Source organism: Aeromonas sp. 602396 (assembly GCF_049173735.1).
Lineage (GTDB): Bacteria > Pseudomonadota > Gammaproteobacteria > Enterobacterales > Aeromonadaceae > Aeromonas > Aeromonas veronii_A.
Genome location: NZ_JAAKSD010000007.1, coordinates 40,345 through 61,757, shown reverse-complemented (window position 1 = coordinate 61,757; position 21,413 = coordinate 40,345). Strand labels below are relative to the sequence as shown.

Here is a 21,413-nt window from a genome sequence, read left to right as displayed (position 1 = left end):
ATGTAAAGTTTCCATCATTACGCATTATGGAAAAATCGTTATGAATATCACAGTGTTTGGCAGTGGCTATGTCGGACTGGTACAGGCAATTGTATTGGCAGATGTAGGGCACCAGGTTGTTTGTATCGATCTCGATGCAGATAAAATAAATAGATTATCCCATGGCGAATTACCAATATATGAGCCGGGACTGGATGTGTTATTACACCAGACATTGCAAAATGGCTCGCTGACATTCACCACGGATATTCCCATGGCGGTTACCCATGGTGACGTGCAATTTATCGCCGTCGGTACGCCCCCTGATGAGGATGGTTCGGCCGATCTGAGCGCCGTCAGGGCGGTGGCGAGATCGATTGCCCAGCATCGCGCAGATGAGGTGATCATCGTCAACAAATCCACCGTGCCGGTTGGTACGGCAGACAAGGTGTTTTACTGGGTCAGGGAGCAGCAGGCCGAACTTGGCAAGCAGTTTGAATTCGATGTGGTCTCCAATCCGGAATTTCTGAAAGAGGGGGCGGCCGTCAGGGATTGCCAGCGCCCGGATCGCATTGTTATCGGCACCGGCAAGGAGCGTTCCAGAGCCGTGATGCGCGAGTTGTATGAGCCATTTAATCGCAATCACGACCGCATTCTGTTTATGGATGTTCGCAGTGCCGAGCTGACCAAGTACGCCGCCAACTGCATGCTGGCCACCAAGATCAGCTTTATCAACGAGATGGCCGGGCTGGCCGAGCGGGTCGGTGCCGATATCGAGCTGGTGCGGCAGGGGATTGGTGCCGACCAGCGCATCGGCTACCAGTTTATCTATCCCGGTTGTGGTTATGGCGGATCCTGTTTCCCCAAGGATGTGAGGGCATTTCTGGCGACTGCAGCGGCCCTCGACTACGACACGCCGCTTATTCGTGCGGTGGAGCGGGTCAACGAGCGGCAGAAGTTCAAGCTCTTCGACACCCTGGCCTGCCACTTTCACGAGCGAGGCGAGTCGCTGGCGGGCAAGACCATCGCCATCTGGGGACTCGCCTTCAAGCCCAATACGGATGACATGCGCGAAGCGCCGAGCCGGGTGTTGATGGAGGCGCTCTGGCAGGAGGGGGCCCGGGTGCAGGCCTTCGATCCGGTGGCGATGAAGGAGGCACAGCGTATCTATGGTTGCCAGCCCGAGCTGTCGCTGATGGGGACCAGGGAGGCAGCGCTGGCGGGGGCGGATGCGTTGGTCATCTGTACCGAGTGGAACGAGTTCAAGGCGCCCGATTTTGCCCAGATCAGGAAGATGCTGGCGCACTCCCTCATCGTCGATGGTCGCAATCTCTACGATCCGCTCAAGATGAAGGGGCTGGGCTTTTCCTACTATGCCATCGGGCGTGGGGAGACCATTACAGAAGGTATGAGCCATGCAGAGTGCTGATATTTCGGAGCGCACGCTCTGCTGGATGTTGCTGCTGGTTACGCTGGTGCTGCTGTTTGGCCAGTTTGACCATCAGCTCTGGACCCCTGACGAGCCGCGTGAGGCAGCCATTGCACTCGAGATGTACCGCAATGGCGATTGGGTGGTACCGACCCTTGGCGGGCACAGCTTTATCGAGAAGCCGCCGCTCTTCTATATGGCCGCTCTGCCGTTTCTTGATGGGTTTGAATCCTGGCTGGGGGTGACCAATAGCCTGCGGTTGGCGGGCGTGGTCTGGGCGGCGGGTATGCTGCTCTTTACCGGCCTGCTGGCCTATCGTCTGCTTGGCAATAGATCGGCCGCGATCTGGTCGGTGATCGCACTGGGCACCATGGAAGGATTTATCATCAACACGCACTGGATTAGAACGGACAGTGCGCTTGCCTTCTTTGTCATATTTACCCTTTGGGCATTTTCAGAATATTACCTTGTAAGCCGTCGGTGGATGGCGATACTGGCCGGAATAGGGTTGGCGGGCTGTTTTATGGCAAAAGGTCCTATTGGGCCACTGACAGTTTTTTTTGGCTGGTTCCCGCTATTCTTCTTCGCTGCAAGATGTGCCGCCATCGACAAAAAACTGCCAGGATTTATCTGGCAGCATCTGCTGATGCTGCTCTGTTTTATATTGCCAGTGGCAGCGTGGATTCGTGAATTAATTAATCATGTCGATGGCGATGCTTTATGGAATGAGTGGTTCTGGCAGAATCAGGTAGGCCGCCTGACAGGCACCTCGACCGAACTCGGCCATATCAAGAAAGGGGCATATCTTTATTATTTATGGGGGATGGCTGAATATACCATCCCCTGGTTGCCATTCATTTTCTATTGGGGTTGGCAAACCATCAAACAGCGACGCTGGAGTCGTGAGAGGTTATTTCTGTTGTGCTGGGCAGTGGGCACCCTTTTGCTGTTAACCCTCTCATCCACCAAGCGCACCCTCTATCTTTTTCCGTTGTTGCCGGTATTTGCCATCATGCTGGGTCAGGTCAGCCTGAACTGGCCGGGATGGACGGCTCGCTATGGTCGGGGATGGCTCTGTTTCATGCTGCTGTTCTGTGTCGTGGTCATAGGGCTACCTCTGCTGGGCCCTTCACTACCGGTGGCCAGTCATGTTCCGGCAGACGTGCTACAGGTCGCCAGCAAGCTGGGGTGGCGTTATATCCCCGCCAGTATGCTCTTCGTGATTGCGCTGGCGCTGTTGTTGCGGCGCAAGGAGGTGCATGGCGCTACTCATGTTGCCAGCTCGGTGGCCATCATGTTTCTGCTCACCTTTACACTGGTTTACCCCTTGATCGATGCCGCCAAGGGAGTATCGGGAAAGATGGCCCGGTTGCTTGAGGGAATACCGCTCGAGAAGCGGGATCGCATCGCCGGCTGGCAATTGGGGGAGACGGAGCTTGGTCTGCTCTCTGCCTATGAGCAGATGCAGGTAATGAATCTGGACAGGGAGAAAGTGAGGGATGTGGTTGCCTGTCGTGATGCCCGGTTTGATGCCGTGTTGGTCAATGGTACGGCCGGGGAGAGGGTCAAGCTGCTGGAGGGGATTCCCTATCAGTTGCTGGCCCAGACCGCTCTGCGCTCGGACAAGGGGCAACTGCTGACTCTGGTGACAGGATTACAGTGCCATTGAGCCATCTATTCCCATTCAGGGGCACTGTATGAGGTAATATGGCCGTGTGGTGACGGTTCCGCTCTTCCCGGCCTAGCGTCGGGCTGACAGCGGGTTTGCAACCCTTGGTGATAAGCGAACTTCACGATGCGGCCATCTCGCAGGTGGCTAATGAATGGGATAGATGGGGTGTGAGGGGCCGCGACCGCTATGGGTTGCAGGAACTTCACCCAGCCGGATTGGTGGATTGCAAAGATAAAAAAACCGATGCCTTGGCATCGGTTTTTTTATTACCGGTTTATCCGTATCACTCAGCCACGGCCGAGGCGGTTCTCCGGGTAGTTCTTGGCCAGCACTTCGCGGGCATGCTTGGCCAGCTGCGGCATCTTCAGGGCGTCGTAAGACTCGACCATGATCTCCAGTGCCTTCTCGGTTTCGGCTGTGTCGGGGTAGGTCTCGACAATCAGCTTGGCCCGGTTGGCGGCCGCGACCAGTGCATCACGCTTCACGTAATACTCGGCCACGCTCAGGTCATATCGGGCCAGACGATTCTTCAGGCCAATCATGCGAGCGCGGGCATCGGCGGCATAGGCGCTGTTGGGGTAGTTCTGCAGCAGGGTCTTGAAGTCCTGGAATGCCTGACGGGCATAAGCCGGGTCTTTGTCGTCACGACCGATACCGAACAGGCTCTGGAAGAAGTTGTAATCCGCCGCCATGTTGGTCAGGCCGCGCATATAGAAGACGTAATCGATATTTTTATGCGCCGGATTAAGGCGGATAAAACGGTCGATATTGGCGATCGCCTGAGCGGTATCATCTTGCTTGTAGTAGGCATAGATGAGGTCAAGCTGCACCTGATTAGAGTAGGCGCCGAACGGGTAGCGAGAGTCCAAAGCCTCCAGCAATTCAGTGGCTTGCACGTAATTGCCAACGTCCAGTTTGAGGCGTGCTTTCTGGTACAGGGTCTCCGGCGGTTCGTCGGGTACCTTGGGTTTGGTGCTGGAACAGCCTGTGATCAAGGTAGCGACCAAGGCGAGCGACATCAGCAGGTGAGACTTCTTTCCCATCAACAACATCCGGTCCATTTCCACGAAATTGGCAAAGTATCCGTTATGCTTGGCTAAAAGAAAAGCTAGAATACCCGGATTATTTCGAATTGATACCCCCCGCTCAAGAGACCATACATGAGCCAGCATATTGAACTGACAGGCGAATTCCAGGATCACCAATTCGGGCAGCGACTCGACCAGGCCCTGGCCGAATTGTTTCCAGACTACTCCCGCACCCGCATCAAGGAGTGGATTTTACAGGACAGAGTGACCCTGGACGGTCAGGTTGCCAACACCCCGCGTGAGAAGATTCTGGCCGGGCAGCAGGTGCATGTGAATGTCGAGCTGGAAGATGATACTCGCTGGGATGCCCAGGATATCGAGCTCAACATCGTTTATGAAGATGAACACATTCTGGTGATCGACAAACCGGCCGGTCTGGTGGTTCACCCGGGCGCAGGTACGCCGGATGGCACCATCCTCAACGCCCTGCTGCACCGCTACCCCGGCATTGCCGAGGTGCCCCGCGCCGGTATCGTGCACCGTCTGGATAAAGACACCACAGGTTTGATGGTGGTTGCCAAAACCGTACCCGCACAGACCCATCTGGTGGAAGCGTTGCAGGCGCGCCAGATCACCCGTGAGTACGAAGCGATCGCCATCGGTCACATGACCGCAGGTGGTACCGTTGATGCGCCTATCGGCCGTCACCCGACCCAGCGTACCCATATGGCCGTGGTGCCCAATGGTCGTCCTTCCGTGACTCACTACCGGGTTCACGAGAAGTTCCGTGGCCATACCCGTCTGCGTCTGCGTCTGGAGACCGGTCGTACCCACCAGATCCGTGTGCACATGGCCCACATCAAGCACCCGCTGGTGGGCGATCCCGCTTACGGTGGCCGTCTGCGCCCGCTGCGCAACGCGACCCCCGAGCTGACCCAGGCACTGCGCAACTTCAACCGTCAGGCGCTGCATGCCACCATGCTGCAACTGGCTCACCCCATCACGGGTGAAGTGATGCAGTGGCATTCAGCTACACCGCAAGACATGGTGGAGCTGATGGAAGTGCTGCGCGCGGATACTCTCGCCAATCCGGATGATTTAGTCTGGAACTGATGCGATAGGGCCTGCTGCGTCGGTTTCTGGCGTCATCCGGTCCGAACAGATGCCAAACGGGGTTCCCTTGCAGGAGCCCCGTTTTTATATCGGTGAATTGAAGGAGTCACAGATGAAATGGATCGAACCCGACTGGCCAGCCCCGGCGTGTGTCAGGGCGTTGTCGACCACCCGGGATGGTGGTGTTAGCGAAGGGGCCTTTGCCGGTCTCAATCTGGGGGCCCATGTGGGGGATGAACCGGTGCGAGTCGAGGCCAATCGTGCTCGCTTGCAGCAGGCGGCCGCCATCCCGGGGCCCCTCAACTGGCTCAATCAGGTGCACGGCACCGTGGTTCATCAGGTCAGCAGCCATTATCAGCAGGCGCCGGATGCCGATGCCGCCTGCACCCATGAGGCGGATCAGGCCTGCATCGTGATGACCGCTGACTGTCTGCCGGTGTTGTTTTGCGATCGGGCAGGTACCGTGGTCGCAGCGGCCCACGCAGGCTGGCGCGGGCTGCAGGGGGGCGTGCTGGAGGCGAGCATCGCCGCCATGGGCTGCGAGCCGGGCGAGATCCTAGCCTGGATGGGCCCGGCCATTGGCCCCACTGCATTTGAAGTGGGGGGAGAGGTGCGCGAGGCTTTTATGGCGGAGCAGGTTGAAGCAGAAACAGCGTTCGTCCCTTCGTCCAATGAGGGGAAATGGCTGGCAGATATCTACCAGCTGGCTCGGCTGCGCCTCGCCCGCGCTGGCGTTACCGCCGTCTATGGCGGCGAGCACTGCACCTTCAGCGACAGCGAGCAGTTTTACTCCTATCGTCGCGACGGCCAGACCGGCCGCATGGCCTCCCTCATCTGGTTGGCCCGCTAAGCAATCACCCGCCAAGTAATAGCCCGTCTCTCTCAAGACCAGAGCCGTATGAGAGAGGCGGGGATCCTGTTCTTGTCCCGTCTTGCAGAAAAAATAACCAGTCACAGCCCTTGAAATAGCCCGTGCGGGCCTCATCTTTCATCTCAGAAAGTTATGTTGTTTGCCGCGCAAGCGGCGTCTGCCTGTTTGAAGGGGGAGTGCAATGCGCCTCGATCGCCTTACCAGCAAATTCCAGATTGCTATTTCCGATGCCCAGTCTCTTGCGCTGGGTCGTGACCACCAATTCATCGAACCCGTTCACCTGATGACCGCACTGGTCAATCAGGATGGCGGCTCTATCCGTCCGTTGCTCACCCTGACCGGGATGGATATCAACGCCCTGCGCTCCCGTCTCGGTGAGGAGCTGGATCGCCTGCCGCGCGTGAGCGGTGTGGAAGGGGACGTGCAGCTCTCCAACGGCCTCGGTCGCCTGCTCAACGTCTGCGACAAACTGGCCCAGCAGCGCAAGGATCAGTTCATCTCCTCCGAACTGTTCGTGCTGGCGGCCCTCGACGACAAGGGTACGCTGGGCGAGCTGCTGCGCGCTCAGGGTCTGACCAAAGAGAAACTCGAAGCGGCCATCGACAAGGTGCGTGGTGGCAAGAAGGTGGAGGATGCCAACGCCGAGGAGAACCGCCAGGCGCTGGAGAAGTACACCATCGATCTGACCGAGCGGGCCGAACTCGGCAAGCTCGACCCGGTGATCGGCCGGGATGACGAGATCCGCCGCACCATTCAGGTGCTGCAACGCCGTACCAAGAACAACCCCGTGCTGATCGGGGCACCCGGTGTCGGTAAAACCGCCATCGTCGAAGGTCTGGCCCAGCGCATCATCAACGGCGAGGTGCCGGAGGGGCTCAAGAACAAGCGGGTGCTGTCGCTGGACATGGGGGCGCTGGTGGCCGGTGCCAAATATCGCGGCGAGTTCGAGGAGCGGCTCAAGGCCGTGCTGAGCGATCTCGCCAAGGAGGAGGGCAACGTCATCCTCTTCATCGACGAGCTGCACACCATGGTCGGCGCCGGCAAGGGCGAAGGGGCCATGGATGCGGGCAACATGCTCAAGCCTGCGCTGGCACGGGGCGAGCTGCACTGCGTCGGTGCCACCACCCTGGACGAGTATCGCCAGTTTATCGAGAAGGATGCCGCGCTGGAGCGCCGTTTCCAGAAGGTGCTGGTGGAAGAGCCGACAGTCGAAGATACCATCGCCATCCTGCGCGGCCTGAAAGAGCGTTACGAGCTGCACCACCATGTGCAGATCACCGACCCCGCCATCGTGGCGGCGGCCCAGTTGTCGCACCGCTACATTGCGGATCGTCAGTTGCCGGACAAGGCCATCGACCTTATCGACGAGGCGGCAGCCAGCATCCGGTTGCAGATCGACTCCAAGCCGGAGGCGCTCGATCGCCTCGAGCGGCGCATCATCCAGCTCAAGCTGGAGCAGCAGGCGCTGATGAAGGAGGACGACGACGCCAGCCGCAAGCGTCTGGAGCTGATCAATCAGGAGATTGGCGAAAAAGATCGGGAATACAACGAGCTGGACGAAGTGTGGAAGGCCGAGAAAGCCGCCCTCGCCGGTACCCAGCATATCAAGGCTGCGCTGGAGCAGGCCCGTCAGGATCTCGACGTGGCGCGCCGCGCAGGCGACCTGGGCCGGATGTCCGAGCTGCAGTACGGCCGCATTCCGGAGCTGGAGAAACAGCTGGATCTCGCCACTCAGGCCGAGATGCAGGAGACCAGTTTGCTGCGCAACCGGGTCACCGATGTGGAGATCGCAGACGTCCTGGCCCGCTGGACCGGTATTCCGGTCGCCCGCATGCTGGAAGGGGAGCGCGACAAGCTGCTGCGGATGGAAGATCAGCTGCACAGCCGGGTGATTGGTCAGGAGGAGGCGGTCGATGCGGTCTCCAACGCCATTCGTCGCTCCCGTGCCGGTCTCTCCGACCCTAACCGCCCCATCGGCTCCTTCCTGTTCCTGGGGCCCACCGGGGTGGGCAAGACCGAGCTGTGCAAGGCGCTGGCCGAGTTCCTGTTCGATACCCAGGATGCCATGGTGCGGATCGACATGTCGGAGTTCATGGAGAAACACAGCGTGGCCCGTCTGGTGGGGGCGCCTCCCGGATACGTGGGTTATGAAGAGGGTGGTTATCTGACCGAGGCGGTGCGCCGTCGTCCCTACTCGGTGATCCTGCTGGACGAGGTGGAGAAGGCGCATCTGGATGTGTTCAACATCCTGTTGCAGGTGCTGGACGATGGCCGCCTGACCGATGGTCAGGGTCGGACCGTCGATTTCCGCAACTCGGTGGTGATCATGACCTCCAACCTCGGGTCGGATCTCATTCAGGAGCACCACTCCGAGAAGGATTACGACGAGATGAAGGCCATGCTGATGGATGTGCTGACCCGCAGTTTCCGGCCGGAGTTTATCAACCGGATCGACGAGACGGTGGTGTTCCATCCCCTCGGCGAGGAGCACATCAAGTCCATCGCTCGGATCCAGCTCAAGAGCCTGATGGGCCGTCTTGAGGCTCAGGGTTACGAGGTGGAGGTGAGCGAAGCGCTGCTCGAGAAGCTGGTGCATGCCGGGTTCGACCCCGTCTACGGGGCGCGTCCCCTCAAGCGGGCGATCCAGCAGAAGGTGGAGAACCCGCTGGCGCAGGCGCTGCTCTCCGGCCGCATCGTGCCGGGCAAAAAACTGGTGCTGGGGGCCGACAGCAACGGCCTCACCATGACCCAGTAATGGGATTGTCGATGAAAAACGCAGGCCTCGTGCCTGCGTTTTGTTTTCAGGGGGAGCGAGATGCTGAAGTTTTCCGTGCTGGTGGATGATGACGTTCATCTGCCTGGCTGTCTGCCCGAGCGAGGGTTGGCGTTGCTGCTGGAGTGTGACGGCCTCAGGGTGCTGTTTGACAGCGGCCGTGGCCGGGTGCTGCGCCACAACGCCGCCGTGATGGGGATCGATCTCGCCTCGCTCACCCATGTGGTGCTCTCCCACGGTCATTACGACCACGTGGGCGGGGTCGGCTCGCTGCCTGCCTATCCAAGACCCATCCCGCTCATCGCCTGTCCGGATGTGTTTTGCGAGCGGGGCTACTTCCTGTCGCTGCCCTTCTGGCGGCGCAACCTCTATCGCCTGTCGGGGGAGCTGGCTCGGGAGTCGCTGCCGGCCAAGGGCTTGCTTCCCCACTGCTCGGCCGAGCCGGTGTGGCTCTCGGATCATCTGGTGTTCCTCGGCAGCATTGTGCGGCGCGACCGGGCTGCGCCTTCGCTGCTCGGCTACATAGTGCGGGGTGGGCGGGTGGAGAAGGATCTTATCAGTGACGACTCGGCGCTGGCCTACAAGAGCGAGCAGGGGCTCATCGTCTTTATCGGCTGCGGTCACGCCGGGGTCGAGAACATCATCGCGCGGGCCAAGGAGGTGTGTGGCGACGAGCGGAACCACGCCGTCATCGGCGGCCTGCACCTGAAGTTTTCCAGCCCAGAGCGGGTGGTGGCGCTCGGCACCTATCTGCAGGAAGAGGCGGTGGATCAGTTGTTTGCCTGCCACTGCACCGGCAGCAGAAAGGCGAGGTTGCCGCGCCAGCGCCAGATCGGGGCCGGGTTCGATCACAGTTTTTCGGCCTAAAAAAACGGCAATCCGAAGATTGCCGGGAGGAATGTAGTGAAGCGACCTGACGTGGGTTGAGCGGGTCGCAGGGGCAAGCCCCGATTTCGAAACAAAACCGCTAACGGCCTTGCGTCTTACAGCCTGCCGGGGATGCGCTCGCTCAACCCCGACGGCCACCTGCCTGTTGCCATGCCGGCTGAGATGTCGCCGGCATGGCCTTCATTCGTTACAGCATGCCTTGCACGGCAGCTTTCATCTCGGCTGGCCAGACGCCAACCTGTACCTGACCGATATGCTCTTTTTGCAGCAACAGCATGGCCAGACGAGATTGGCCGATGCCGCCGCCGATGGTTTGCGGCATCCGTGCGGCCAGCAGATCCTGATGCCAGTCGTACTGCAGGCGATCTTCATCGCCGGTGATGGCCAGCTGGCGGCGCAACGCCTCGGCGTCGACCCGGATCCCCATGGAGGAGATCTCGAAGCTGTCTTGCAGCACCGGGTTCCACACCAGAATGTCGCCGTTCAGACCTGCCAGACCCAGCTCGTTGTGGCTGCTCCAGTCGTCATAGTCCGGGGCGCGCACATCGTGACGCTCACCGTGGGAGAGGGCACCGCCGATGCCGATCAGGAACACGGCCCCCAGCTCTTTGGCGATGGCACGCTCGCGCCCCTTGGCATCGAGGTCCGGGTAACGGGCCAGCAGCTCTTCGCTGTGCAGGAACTGGATCTCGGCTGGCAGGAAGGGGGTCAGCTCATGTTCGGCGCAGACTGCGCGCTCGGTGGCCTTGATGGCGGCCCAGATGCCGCGCACGGTTTCTTGCAGATAGGCGAGATCGCGGCGCTCGCTCGGCATCACCTTCTCCCAGTCCCACTGATCCACGTAGACGGAGTGGATGGGGGTGAGGCGATCCTCGTCCGGACGCAGCGCCTTCATGTGGGTGTAGATCCCTTCGCCCGGGCCGAAGCCGAAGCGACCCAGGGTCTGGCGCTTCCATTTGGCGAGTGAATGGACCACTTCGTAGCTGTGCTCCGGCAGGGTCTTCACTTTGACCTGCACTGCATTCTCGTGGCCAGAGAGGTTGTCCTGAGTGCCATCACCGACTCGGCTCAGAATGGGGGCTTGCACCTCCATCAAACCCAGTTGTTGGGCGAGTTGGCGGGAGAACATCTCTTTGACGAAGCTGATCTGCTGTTGGCTGCGAATGTAGTGCTGTTTCATGCTGAATTCCTGTTTCAAACCCCGTTGGATGAGGTGATTCTTCAACGGAATGCCAACTAAATTCAATATTCGATAATAGAAATAGGCTTTGTGTATTTTTTTATTCAAAATAAGCCGTCATTTAATGAGGTATCGTCAACGGAGGTGCAAAAAAATGCCGGAAAATTACCGAATCGATAATCTCGATCAGGCCATCCTCACCGCTCTGATGGAGAATGCGCGGATCCCTTACGCAGAACTTGCGAAACAACTGGCGGTCAGCCCGGGCACCATCCATGTGCGGGTGGAGAAGATGAAACAGGCGGGGATCATCGAGGGGACACGGGTGCAGGTTAACCCCAAGAAGCTGGGTTACGACGTCTGCTGCTTTATCGGGATCAATCTGAAGAGCGCCAAGGATTACCCCTCGGCACTGGCCAAGCTGCAGGCGCTGGACGAGGTGGTGGAGGCCTACTACACCACCGGCCACTACAGCATCTTCATGAAGGTGATGACCCGCTCCATCGACGAGCTGCAGATAGTGCTGATCAACAAGATCCAGACCATCGACGAGATCCAATCCACTGAAACCCTGATTTCGCTGCAGAATCCGATCCTGCGGGACGTGAAACCTTGAGTCGGTGTGCATAAGGGGGAGGGCGTAGAGATCCAGCTCCCGTGCGAAACCCTGACCCCTTGATCAGGGTTCGAGATAGGGGATGGCGTACTTGTCGTAGAGGGTCTTGAGGCTGCCGTTGCGCTTCATGCGCAGCAGTTCGGCATCGTAGGCCGCCATCAGGGCGGGGGTCTGTGCATCCGCTCGTGCGCGGGCCCAGGTGTTGAAGTAGGGGCTGCTCTTGAGCGGTTTTGGCAGGTAATCGACCTTGCCCGTCAGCCCCTCCTCCTTGATCTGGGTGAAGGCGGTGACCAGCGGCATGGGCACGGTATCGATCCGTCCGGCCAGCAGTTTGCGCAGTTGCAGCTGGTTCATGGTGATCTCCTGGAACTGATAGGCAGGGTCGGTCATGGCCGCTGCCAGTTCAGGGGTGTAGGAGAAATCCTTGGTCACGCCGATGCGCCAGGGTTTGAGATCGGCCAGCGTTTCGTAGCGGATCTTCATCAGGTCCGCCTTGCGCACGAAGAAGTGCCAGCTGTGGCGAAGATGGGCCTGTTGGGGATAGATGAGATAACTCTCCCGCTCTGCCTTGTAGGAGTGGGTCATCACCAGATCGCAGGCGCCGGTTTCGGCATTGCGGGTGAGGCGGGCACCGGAATCGGCCAGCTCGATCCGAAAGGGCGTCTCCAGCTTGTCGAAGATGGTGGTGACTATGTCTATATCGAGTCCGCGGGGTTTCTGATCGGCATCGAGATACTTGAGCGGGGGCTCCATGGTGCCGCAGATCACCAGCTCTTTGGCGGGCAATCCGAGTGGAAACAGCAACCAAAACAGGGGGATCACACGCAAACTACGTCTCCTGAGCCCGTTTGAAGATATTCCAAGACCTGATTCCAGTATATTGGATGGCACCTGATCCGTTAGAAGCGACTGTTTATGGCAAATCCTGAAATCGAGAGCCCGCTAGACGGGATCGACAAGTTGACCGTCTCGCTCTACCGCCTTGGCTTGAGTGCGGCAGCCCTGTTGCTGCTTTGCCGCGGTGCGGCGCTGCTGAGCGGGATGGCACTGCTCCCGTCGGCACAATGGTTGATGTCGCTGGCAGTGGCAAGCGCAATCTGCGGCTTCTCGCTGCATATCTACGACAAGCGGATTCGCCTGATTCTGCAGGGATTTGGTTGGGGTGCACTGGCCCTGGCAGCGGTGGGGGCTCCGGATGCGTTGGTGCTGGGGGCGGCGTTGGCGACCCTCTCCGGGCTGGCGTTCAAGGAGCAGTTTTGCTTCGCCATTCCCGGCATCAAGCTGGTGCCCGTATTGCTGCCGGCGTTATGGCTGCTGGAGTGGTTGCGGGTGGAGTGGGCCGCCGCACTGGTGGCGCTGGCCTGCGGGGCCCTGTTGACCTTGCTGGCGCTGGCCAAGTGGCGGATGCCCCTGCACTTCGATATCGGTGACAAGGGGCGTTACCAGATCTAGGTCTGCTGGCACACCTTCATCTGCTGGTTGAGGGCCTGCATCACCTGACGGCGGCTGATGATGCCGACCACCTTGCCCTGTTGCTGCACCGGGTAGATCTTGGGCTTGGCGTCAGCCATCTGGCGGGCCAGCTCCAGAATACTGTCATCCGGCCCGACCGAGAGGGGCGAACGGTTCATCAGATCCTCCACCCGGGTGCGGGTATCGCAGTGGTAGCTGCCGGTGAGCAGGCTGGGAATGCAATCTTGTTCGGAAAGAAAGCCGATCAGCCGTTTCTGCTCATCCAGCACCGGCAGGCCGCCAAGACCCGATTGATGCAGGCGATCCAGCGCCTCGGCCAGGCCGAGTCCGGCAGTCAGGGAGTGGGTCAGGCGACCCATGTGGTGGTGTACTTTCAGCATGGTGGTAACTCCGCAAGAGGGGGATGCCGCCACTATGACGCGGGCGGGTAGCTCGCGACCAATGGCTTGTGCCGCAGGGATTGATAGGCACAAGCCATCGGCGGTGATCCGCTGGCAGGCGGGCTTCGTTCATGCAAGACCATGAAAGGGAAAGGAGATCGTATGCGTGCATTGGTTACGGGCTGCGGCCGTCGACTCGGATTTTATCTCTGTGAACAGCTGGTGGCAGCGGGTTGGCAGGTGACGGGCAGCTATCGCAGCGAGCGGCCGGAGCTGGCCACGCTGGCAGCACTGGGGGTCGAACTGGTGCTGGCGGATTTTGGTCGGGAAGAGGACGTTGGCAAGCTGATCGATGTGCTGGCTGCCCATCAGGATCTGGCGCTGGTGATCCACAACGCCTCGGCCTTCGAGCCGCAGGCAACTGATCCGGCGGCGCAACTGGCCCAATTCGAGCAGTTTTACCGGGTACACATGGCGGCCCCCTTCCAGCTAAACCGGGCGTTGGCCCCCCAGCTGGCCAGCAATCCCAACGCCAGCATCATTCACATCACCGATATCTATATCCATGCCCCGGCCCCCCGTTTTGCCAGCTATGTGGCGACCAAGGCGGGAGCCCATTCGCTGGCCATGAGCTTTGCCCGCGAGCTGGCGCCTGCGGTGCGGGTCAACACCATAGAGCCGGGGCCGATCCTGTTTCTCGACGAGCATGACGAGGCATGGCGCCAGCAGGTGTTGGCGAAAACACCGCTGGCGCGGGAGGGGGGACTTGAGCCCATCTGGCAGGCGGTGCAGTTACTGATGGGGAACAGTTATATGACGGGTGCCAGCATCAAGGTAGATGGCGGACGCGCGCTGGCCAACCTCTGAGGGGTTGCCGAGCACCAGCGGCCCCAGCCCGACCTGCCGGGTCAGCAAGCCCTTGCCGGGTTTGAGCTTGCCCGACTGGGCGGGGAGCGTCACTTGCAGCGCCACCTTGGGGTCATGCACCTCGCCATGGCCGTAGAGCTCTGCCAGCAGCTCCGCCAGATAGGAATCGACCTCTGCCGAGGCAAAGTCACCGCTCCTGTTGCTGGCCAGAATATCGATGTCGAGTGGCCGGTCGTGCACCTTGCAGAGCGGATCGCTGCGATCACGGCCGTGAGCCACCTCGAGGGCGACAAAGTGCTGCTTGAGGCGGGCGGCATCGAGCGGGCTCTCCACCACCAGCAGGCAGTTGAGAAAGTCGTGGCTGGAGTGCATTCCCACCGGCTTGGTGCGGATCACCGAACTCAGCCGAAGGGGACCGACGTTCTCAAACAGCTCGGCCAGCGCGCGGCTGACATGGATATGCGGGTCAATATTGGAACCAATGCTACACAGATAGAACATGCTGACCTTCCCGGGGTTGGGCTCATCTGAAATGTATACGCAGCTCACGGTTATCGGATTAACTATGGCTTAACATTGTCTTATCTATTGTGATCCGGCACTGATTGGCAGAAAGGAGGTTTGCATGAGTGTGGAGCTGAAATGGGCGCTGTTGACCGCTTCGGGTGCGCTGGCGCTGATCATGATTATCTGTCTGGCCTCTGTCGCGTTGGCGTGAATCACCACAATCCAGATAATCCAAACCGGCCTGTTGGCCGGTTTTGTTTTTCTGGGCGGTGCAGCTATGCTGGCGCACCGGTGAGAACGCAAGAGAAGAGATGATGACCAAGGTTCGCCCACGCTCCCTGCTGCAGGTGGTATTGATGGGATTCGTGCTGGTATTGATGCCGCTGGGCGGCATGATCTGGCACAACAGCACCTCCCTTGCCCACCTCAGCCAACTCACCAGCGACGAGATGGAGCGGGCGGTCAAGGATACCCGCCGCGCCACCCTGCTGACGGCGCAAGCCATCGATATCGAACGCACCTTGCGCCGCTTCGCGGTGCTGGGGGATCGCCGCAGCCTCACCAGCTACCAGCAGCAACTCGACGGGTATCGGGTGTTGCTGGCAGAACATCGCAGCTCTATCTCCGACGGTCAGCTCTACAGGGGGCTCGATCAGGGGCTGGCTTGGCTCGACAGCTTGCAGGATGCCGCGCTGGCCCAGGCTGCGGTGGCGGGGGACAAGCTAGAGCTGTTTAACGATGCCAACAAGCAGCTTGAGATGGTCACCCGCAGCCGGGTTGACGAACACATGGAGCGGGTGCGACTCACCATCGCCGGACTGACCAGGGAGCTCTGGTGGGTGAGCGGCGCTGTAGCGGCGCTCAGCCTGCTGATGGTCTTTATCTTCACCTACCTGATCATCCACCCGGTACGACAGATTGAGTCGCGCATCTTGAGCCTAGGGGCGGGGGTCGAGCCGGATCCAAGGCCGGTAGATGGCCCCGCCGAGCTGGTGTTGCTGGGGGAGCGGATCCTCTGGCTTTACGACAAGCTCAAGGAGCTGGAGCAGCAAAAGTACCAGTTTCTGCGTCATGTTTCCCACGAGCTCAAGACCCCGCTAGCGGTGCTGCGGGAGGGGTCGGATCTGCTCTGCGAGCAGCTGGTCGGGCCGTTGACGCCGGATCAGCTGGAGATCTGCCAGATGCTGGACGAGAGCAGTCGGCGTTTGCAGACCCTGATCGAGCGGCTGCTCGACTTCAACCGGCTCAGTCAGCAGGAGGCCTTCGAACTGGAGCCCGTCCCCCTGCTGCCCATGCTGTCAGAACTCACCATCGAGTACCGGTTGGCATTGGAGTCCAAGCAGATCCGTGTACACTTGCCGACCGGGCCGGTTACCCTGTGGGCGGAGCCCTACCGGTTGAGACTGATCCTCGATAACCTCTTCTCCAACGCAGTCAGTTACGGCGCCAGCGGGGGCAATATCTGGATCAGGGCAGGGCAGGATGAACAGACAAGCTGGCTGGAGGTAGCCAACGAGGGGCCAGAGATCCCCGCTGCCGATCAGCAACGTATTTTTGAACCCTTCGAACAGGGCAGTACAGTGCGGCAAGGTGTATTGAAAGGCTCTGGTATGGGTCTCTCTATCGCCCGTGAGTCTGCCCATAGCCTCGGAGGTGAGTTGGTTCTGGTAAGAGATGAACAGGCAGATGTCTGCTTCAGGTTGACGTTGAAAAGAGAACTATGAAGATACAGCGCGTATTTCCAGCCCTGATGATGGGGTTGCTCGCGGGTTGCGGCCTGCTGCCACAGCACGAGCAGCAGAACTCCTCCGATATCGCTTTTGCCAAGCGGATGGAGTTTGCCAACAAGGAGATGCAGGTACGTCTGCAATACTCCGACTGGTTGCTGGCCAGCCATCCCCAGCAGCGTGTGCAGGAGCGTCAACGCCTGAAAGGGGCGGGAGATCTTGAGAGCCGGGTCAGTCTGGCGATGGTGGATTCCCACCCGGCCGAATCGGTGGCCAATCGTACTGCCGGGCTGGTGCGCCTGAAGCAGATGCTGCCCGAGCTGGGTCTTGATGCACAGGCTTTTTTGCGCAGCTGGATCGCTCTCGGAGAGCAGTTGCTGGCTCGCGACAGCCGGCGTGATGATCAGAGTCAGGAGATCCAGCGGCTGCGTCGTCAGATCGAGCAGCTGACTGCCATCGATGACCAGCTCAACCAGCGCAAGCTGAACGAGAATCGTGAGGCTATACCATGAGCCGGATCCTGTTGGTGGATGACGACGTCAGCCTGCTCAAACTGATGAGCATGCGGCTGCGCAGTCAGGGTTATGAGGTGGATACCGCCGACAGTGCGGAGGGAGCCCTTGATCGGCTGCGCCAGCAGCGGGCCGATCTGGTGTTGAGCGATTTGCGGATGGGGGGGATGGATGGCCTTGCTCTATTCGAGCGGATCCAGGCCCAGTGGTTGGGGCTGCCGGTCATCATCATGACTGCCCACGGCACCATACCGGACGCTATTCAGGCCACCCGCTCCGGCGTCTTCAGCTTTTTGACCAAGCCCATTGACAAGGATGAGCTGCTGGCCACCATAGAGCATGCTCTCAGCCTGACCCGGCCGAAACAGCAGCAGGAGTGGCAGTCACTGATCCTGACCCGCAATCCCCAGTTGGAACAGTTACTGATCCAGGCTCACAGCATCGCCACCATGGAGGTGCCGGTACTGATCATGGGGCCGTCAGGCTCCGGCAAGGGGGCGATGGCGCAGGCGCTGCACCAGGCCAGCCAGCGCCGCGACAAGCCGCTCCATACCATCAACTGCGCCGCCATTCCGTGGGCGTCACTCGACTTGCAGCTGTTTGGTGAAGATGGCCAATCCGGTCTGTTCGAGCAGGCCAAGGGGGCGACCCTGTTTCTCGACGAAATTGGCAGCCTGTCGGAATCCTTGCAGGCCAAGCTGCTGCAGGTGATGGAGGAGTATGGCCAGGGCACGCCGGAGGTGCGTGTGCTCAGCTCCAGCCATCAGGATCTGGTCAAGGCGATGGAGGAGGGACGCTTTCGGGAAGATCTCTTCTATCGTCTCAACGTCGCCAATATCACCTTGCCGTCTCTCAGTGCCCGCAGTGAAGACATTCCGCTGCTGGCCAGACAGGCGCTGGATGATTATCGCTGCCGCCACAGCGACTGCGCCGCCATGGGCTTCTCGCCGGAGGCGCTGGCGATGCTGGCCGCCGCTGCCTGGCCCGGTAACGTGCGTCAGCTCTGCAATCTGGTGGAGCAACTCGCCAGCCTCTGTTGCAGCCCGGTGATCGGGGTCTCCATGGTGGAGTCCGCCCTGAGCGGTGGTGGCGGCGGCATCCCCTCGTTCAACGAGGCGCGGGCCGAATTCGAGAAGGAGTATCTGATCCGTTTGCTGCGCACCACCGAGGGCAACGTGACCCTGGCGGCCAACATGGCGGGCAGAAACCGTACCGATTTTTACAAGTTATTGAATCGGCACGGTATCGAAGCTGCAAACTTCAAATCGAAGGGATAAATCAGGCGGGATCAACTACCGCCGGAGCGGCATCGGCTTTTTGGGTTTTATGGGAGAGCCAGAGGCCGCTCGCCTTCATCAGGTAACCGAACAAGGCGCCAATGATGAGGGAGGGCAGGATCAGCCGCCACTCGCCAGCCGCCCCGAAGGTGGCACAGCAACCGGCAAAGGTGCCGGGAATGTAGCCGAGCCACTGCTGCTTGGCCTGTACGCACATCAGGGTTGCGACCACCCCCGTCATCACGTAACCCGCCACACCCGCTCCCCACAGACTGTCGCCATGGATCAGCAGCAGTGCCCACAGCATGCCGCTGGTGTTGCAGAAGATGGTCTGCAGCAGCGCCTTGTAGCCGCCGCTTGACGCGAAATAGCTGGTGCAGCCGAGAAAGCCGACCCAGGAGATAAGGCCGAACGCGACGGCAATCCAGCCCCAGACGGCGGAGAGAATTCCAGTAGTGATGGCGATGGCGATCAGTGGGCTCATGGGGGCGACTCTTCAGTTGGCTTCGCAAAATGGGCAGCCTACCCCCGGCAATTGGGGCGGCAAGCGGGGGCCGAATTGTGTGTGATCTTCATCACCCTTTTCAACTCAGGAATACGCTTGCGCTCGCGAAAAAAATTCATTGGTGACCGGCCTGACAGTCGGCCATAGTTAGAGGCCCTGTCCTGCTCATGGAGTGAGTCTGATGGCGCCAAATGTGATCGTTCCCCTGCTGGTGTTCGTAGTCCTGTTTCTGGTCGGCACCATGGCCAAGGCACTGCCCCTGCACCACATGATGTAAATTTGTGTGAAATAAAAATCTGCCGGGGCGGGTCTTATCCATACTGCCTCACTCAGCCCCGGGAGTTTTTAATGTTGATCAAGCGTCGTACCGCCCACCCCCTCACCGAACAGGATGTTACCCCGGAAGCCGTCTATCAGGACCGCCGCCTTATTCTCAAGGGGCTGGGTCTGGGCGCAGCCACCCTGGCGTTCCCCACTCAGGCCGGAGTGCTCGACCTGCTGCGCGGTAAAGAGGATGCCCCCCAATTAGCTACCAAACCGCTCAACAGCAAGCCTGCGGAGCGCCCGGCCAATCTGGTGCTGACACCGGAAGAGAAGGCCACCAGTTACAACAACTTCTATGAGCTCGGCACCGACAAGTCCGACCCGGCTCGCAACGCACATTACCTCAAGCCCGAACCCTGGACCCTCAAGGTGGAGGGGGAGGTGGCCAAGCCCTTTACCCTCGATGTGTGGGACCTCATCAACAAAAGCGAGCTGGAGGAGCGGATCTACCGGCTGCGCTGCGTTGAAGCCTGGTCCATGGTACTGCCCTGGAACGGCATCTCGCTGGCGGAGATTATCCGCCGTGCCGAGCCCACCAGTCGCGCCAAGTTTGTCGCCTTCGAAACCCTGTTTGATCCGAAACAGCTGCCGGGGCAGGCCTCCAGTTTGGGGGGCGGCATCGAGTATCCCTATGTGGAGGGGCTGCGTATCGACGAGGCGATGCACCCTCTCTCATTCCTTGCGATGGGGCTCTACGGCAAGACCCTGCCCGCCCAGAATGGCGCGCCGATCCGGCTGGTAGTGCCGTGGAAGTATGGCTTCAAGAGCATCAAGAGCATCGTCTCGATCCGGCTGGTAGAGGAGATGCCGCCCACCACCTGGAACCTGCTGGCTCCCAACGAATATGGCTTCTACGCCAACGTCAACCCGCAGGTGGATCACCCGCGCTGGAGCCAGGCAAGCGAGCGTTTCATCGGCGAGGGAGGAGTGTTTGGCGCCAAGCGTCAGCCGACCCTGATGTTCAACGGCTATGGTGACGAAGTCGCCTCGCTCTATCAGGGGATGGATCTGCGCCAATGGTACTGAGATTGAAACCGGCCCATATCAGCGGCTTGCGGGCGCTGGTGCATCTGTGCTCCCTCGGCTTCCTGCTCTGGCTGGTTTTTGCCATCCCGGCAGGCCTGCTGGGGGGCGATCCGGTGCCCGAGCTCATCCACTACCTCGGCAAGGGAGCGCTCAATCTGCTGCTGCTCACCCTGTTGGTCTCGCCGCTGGCCAAGCGCTGGCGGCAGGGGCAGCTCATCAAGCTGCGCCGCCCCCTCGGGCTCTGGTGTTTTGCCTGGGCGCTGCTCCACTTCATGGCGTGGCTGGGGCTGGATCTGCAGTTTGACTGGGGGCTGATTGGCGGCGAGCTGGTCAAGCGCAGCTACATAGTGGTGGGGATGGTGGCCCTGCTGCTGCTGGCCGCCCTCAGCATCACTTCGCTGCCCGCATTGCAGCGCAGCATGGGCGCTGCATGGCAGAAGCTGCACAACTGGGTCTATGCCATCGCCCTGCTGGTGCCGGTGCACTACTGGTGGTCGCTCAAGAGCGGTTGGGGGGAGCCCCTCATCTACCTGCTGCTGGCCTGCGCCCTGCTCTGGCCGAGGCGGGAGAAGCTGCTGCGCCCCATGCGGGGACGCTGGAATGCAAAAGAGGCCTAATCGGCCTCTTGTTGTTTGATCTCGCCAGTGTAGGCATCGACGATGAGATGCACCTTCTGATCCTGGCGATTGAGGGTTTTGACCTCGAATTTGTCCCCTTCCAGCTCCACTTCCCGAATGTCGTGATACCCTTGCGCCAGCAGGAGTTTGACCAGCCCGGCCATGTCGAGACGGCTCTGGGCCGCCCAGCTTGTGGCACTCAACAGGCAAAGGATCAGCAGGAAACTGCGCGGGATCATATTCATTCCGGATTCATGGCTGGCAGACTATAAACGCCATTATGTTAGGTTTTTGGAGATGAATCATCCATGAATAGAGCGCTCCCTCTGCTTGGGTTATTGCTGCCGTTGCTGGCACAGGCGGTCACGCCTGATGAAGCCATGCTGCAGCAAGCTGTCCATGAGGGACGGGTTCGGCCCTTCCATGAAATGATGGAGGTGGCGGCCAGATTGCCGGTGCGGGTGTTGCGGGTGGATCTGGGAGAAGAGGATGGTATCTGGCTCTATGAACTGCGAGTCATCGATCGGGAAAACAGCGTGATCAAGGTAGCCTATCGGGCCGACAACCTTGAGCTGGTGTGGGCCAAGGGCCACCATCTGGAGCGGTTGTTCGAACCACCAAAGCCCCCGGTCGAGGATGATGAATAACC

General features: G+C 60.0%; 23 protein-coding genes. 16 read left to right on the top strand and 7 right to left on the bottom strand.

Features of this window, described 5'->3' with window-relative positions:
• Positions 1-40 precede the first annotated feature (40 nt).
• Together G5229_RS10595 and G5229_RS10590 are read left to right on the top strand one after the other, a co-directional pair.
• Positions 41-1,408, top strand: a complete 1,368-nt coding sequence (locus G5229_RS10595; protein WP_421209081.1) for a UDP-glucose dehydrogenase family protein — start codon at positions 41-43, stop codon at positions 1,406-1,408.
• Positions 1,395-3,077, top strand: coding sequence for an ArnT family glycosyltransferase (locus tag G5229_RS10590; RefSeq protein WP_323913234.1), 1,683 nt, complete (start codon positions 1,395-1,397; stop codon positions 3,075-3,077). The genes G5229_RS10595 and G5229_RS10590 overlap by 14 nt, the downstream gene beginning before the upstream one ends.
• 290 nt (positions 3,078-3,367) lie before the next feature.
• Here the strand turns inward: G5229_RS10590 and G5229_RS10585 are convergent, their stop codons facing one another.
• Positions 3,368-4,123, bottom strand: a complete 756-nt coding sequence (locus G5229_RS10585; protein ID WP_421209080.1) for an outer membrane protein assembly factor BamD — start codon at positions 4,121-4,123, stop codon at positions 3,368-3,370.
• Positions 4,124-4,240: 117 nt separating this feature from the next.
• On the opposite strand from G5229_RS10585, the gene rluD reads away from it, so the two are divergent.
• The 4 genes from rluD (at position 4,241) to G5229_RS10565 (ending at position 9,732) form a co-directional block, all read left to right on the top strand.
• Complete coding sequence (gene rluD / locus G5229_RS10580) at positions 4,241-5,221, top strand: 23S rRNA pseudouridine(1911/1915/1917) synthase RluD (protein WP_005339771.1); 981 nt, start codon at positions 4,241-4,243, stop codon at positions 5,219-5,221.
• 112 nt (positions 5,222-5,333) lie between these two features.
• Positions 5,334-6,071, top strand: coding sequence for a peptidoglycan editing factor PgeF (gene pgeF, locus G5229_RS10575; RefSeq protein WP_421209079.1), 738 nt, complete (start codon positions 5,334-5,336; stop codon positions 6,069-6,071).
• 202 nt (positions 6,072-6,273) lie between these two features.
• On the top strand, positions 6,274-8,847 hold the full coding sequence (gene clpB / locus G5229_RS10570; protein WP_421209078.1) for an ATP-dependent chaperone ClpB: 2,574 nt from the start codon (positions 6,274-6,276) through the stop codon (positions 8,845-8,847).
• Positions 8,848-8,907: 60 nt separating this feature from the next.
• Complete coding sequence (locus tag G5229_RS10565) at positions 8,908-9,732, top strand: MBL fold metallo-hydrolase (RefSeq protein WP_421209077.1); 825 nt, start codon at positions 8,908-8,910, stop codon at positions 9,730-9,732.
• A 208-nt stretch (positions 9,733-9,940) separates the two neighbouring features.
• Here G5229_RS10565 and asnA read toward each other — a convergent pair whose 3' ends face one another.
• Positions 9,941-10,933 carry an aspartate--ammonia ligase gene (gene asnA, locus G5229_RS10560; RefSeq protein WP_194494708.1) on the bottom strand — a complete coding sequence of 331 codons (993 nt, stop codon included), beginning with the start codon at positions 10,931-10,933 and terminating at the stop codon, positions 9,941-9,943.
• Between the two features lie 154 nt (positions 10,934-11,087).
• Between asnA and asnC the strand changes: the two genes are divergently transcribed.
• Positions 11,088-11,549 (top strand): transcriptional regulator AsnC, encoded by a 462-nt coding sequence (gene asnC / locus G5229_RS10555; RefSeq protein ID WP_005339783.1) that lies wholly within the window; start codon positions 11,088-11,090, stop codon positions 11,547-11,549.
• A 63-nt stretch (positions 11,550-11,612) separates the two neighbouring features.
• On the opposite strand, the gene G5229_RS10550 is transcribed toward asnC, so the two are convergent.
• Entirely contained in the window at positions 11,613-12,377 is a 765-nt protein-coding gene (locus tag G5229_RS10550) for a substrate-binding periplasmic protein (protein ID WP_421209076.1), read from the bottom strand.
• Between the two features lie 87 nt (positions 12,378-12,464).
• Between G5229_RS10550 and G5229_RS10545 the strand changes: the two genes are divergently transcribed.
• Entirely contained in the window at positions 12,465-13,001 is a 537-nt protein-coding gene (locus G5229_RS10545; RefSeq protein WP_064338940.1) for a DUF2301 domain-containing membrane protein, read from the top strand.
• Here the strand turns inward: G5229_RS10545 and G5229_RS10540 are convergent.
• Positions 12,998-13,402 carry a CBS domain-containing protein gene (locus G5229_RS10540; RefSeq protein WP_216979929.1) on the bottom strand — a complete coding sequence of 135 codons (405 nt, stop codon included), beginning with the start codon at positions 13,400-13,402 and terminating at the stop codon, positions 12,998-13,000. The two genes, G5229_RS10545 and G5229_RS10540, sit on opposite strands and share 4 nt — an antisense overlap.
• A 162-nt stretch (positions 13,403-13,564) precedes the next feature.
• Here G5229_RS10540 and G5229_RS10535 point away from each other — a divergent pair, with 162 nt between their 5' ends.
• Positions 13,565-14,269 carry an SDR family oxidoreductase gene (locus G5229_RS10535; protein WP_216952245.1) on the top strand — a complete coding sequence of 235 codons (705 nt, stop codon included), beginning with the start codon at positions 13,565-13,567 and terminating at the stop codon, positions 14,267-14,269.
• On the opposite strand, the gene G5229_RS10530 is transcribed toward G5229_RS10535, so the two are convergent.
• Positions 14,195-14,770: a 2-amino-4-hydroxy-6-hydroxymethyldihydropteridine diphosphokinase gene (locus tag G5229_RS10530; RefSeq protein ID WP_216952244.1), complete on the bottom strand. Its 576-nt coding sequence runs from the start codon at positions 14,768-14,770 to the stop codon at positions 14,195-14,197. The genes G5229_RS10535 and G5229_RS10530 overlap by 75 nt on opposite strands.
• A gap of 124 nt (positions 14,771-14,894) precedes the next feature.
• Here G5229_RS10530 and G5229_RS10525 point away from each other — a divergent pair, with 124 nt between their 5' ends.
• The 4 genes from G5229_RS10525 (at position 14,895) to G5229_RS10510 (ending at position 18,292) form a co-directional block, all read left to right on the top strand.
• Positions 14,895-14,987, top strand: a complete 93-nt coding sequence (locus G5229_RS10525) for a YnhF family membrane protein (protein WP_216952243.1) — start codon at positions 14,895-14,897, stop codon at positions 14,985-14,987.
• A gap of 103 nt (positions 14,988-15,090) precedes the next feature.
• The gene (locus G5229_RS10520) at positions 15,091-16,500 is read left to right on the top strand and encodes a sensor histidine kinase (RefSeq protein ID WP_421209119.1); all 1,410 of its coding nucleotides are present in this window, start codon (positions 15,091-15,093) and stop codon (positions 16,498-16,500) included.
• On the top strand, positions 16,497-17,015 hold the full coding sequence (locus G5229_RS10515) for a hypothetical protein (protein WP_337073300.1): 519 nt from the start codon (positions 16,497-16,499) through the stop codon (positions 17,013-17,015). The genes G5229_RS10520 and G5229_RS10515 overlap by 4 nt, the downstream gene beginning before the upstream one ends.
• Positions 17,012-18,292 (top strand): sigma 54-interacting transcriptional regulator, encoded by a 1,281-nt coding sequence (locus tag G5229_RS10510; protein ID WP_421206366.1) that lies wholly within the window; start codon positions 17,012-17,014, stop codon positions 18,290-18,292. The genes G5229_RS10515 and G5229_RS10510 overlap by 4 nt, the downstream gene beginning before the upstream one ends.
• Before the next feature lies 1 nt (position 18,293).
• On the opposite strand, the gene G5229_RS10505 is transcribed toward G5229_RS10510, so the two are convergent.
• Positions 18,294-18,776 (bottom strand): DUF1097 domain-containing protein, encoded by a 483-nt coding sequence (locus G5229_RS10505; RefSeq protein WP_005339809.1) that lies wholly within the window; start codon positions 18,774-18,776, stop codon positions 18,294-18,296.
• A gap of 369 nt (positions 18,777-19,145) precedes the next feature.
• Here G5229_RS10505 and msrP point away from each other — a divergent pair, with 369 nt between their 5' ends.
• Positions 19,146-20,147 carry a protein-methionine-sulfoxide reductase catalytic subunit MsrP gene (gene msrP, locus G5229_RS10500; protein ID WP_184236585.1) on the top strand — a complete coding sequence of 334 codons (1,002 nt, stop codon included), beginning with the start codon at positions 19,146-19,148 and terminating at the stop codon, positions 20,145-20,147.
• Positions 20,138-20,764, top strand: a complete 627-nt coding sequence (gene msrQ / locus G5229_RS10495) for a protein-methionine-sulfoxide reductase heme-binding subunit MsrQ (RefSeq protein WP_421209075.1) — start codon at positions 20,138-20,140, stop codon at positions 20,762-20,764. The genes msrP and msrQ overlap by 10 nt, the downstream gene beginning before the upstream one ends.
• Here msrQ and G5229_RS10490 read toward each other — a convergent pair.
• On the bottom strand, positions 20,761-21,009 hold the full coding sequence (locus tag G5229_RS10490) for a PepSY domain-containing protein (protein WP_013724184.1): 249 nt from the start codon (positions 21,007-21,009) through the stop codon (positions 20,761-20,763). The two genes, msrQ and G5229_RS10490, sit on opposite strands and share 4 nt — an antisense overlap.
• Positions 21,010-21,072: 63 nt before the next feature.
• On the opposite strand from G5229_RS10490, the gene G5229_RS10485 reads away from it, so the two are divergent.
• The gene (locus G5229_RS10485) at positions 21,073-21,411 is read left to right on the top strand and encodes a PepSY domain-containing protein (RefSeq protein WP_005339825.1); all 339 of its coding nucleotides are present in this window, start codon (positions 21,073-21,075) and stop codon (positions 21,409-21,411) included.
• Positions 21,412-21,413: the final 2 nt, after the last annotated feature.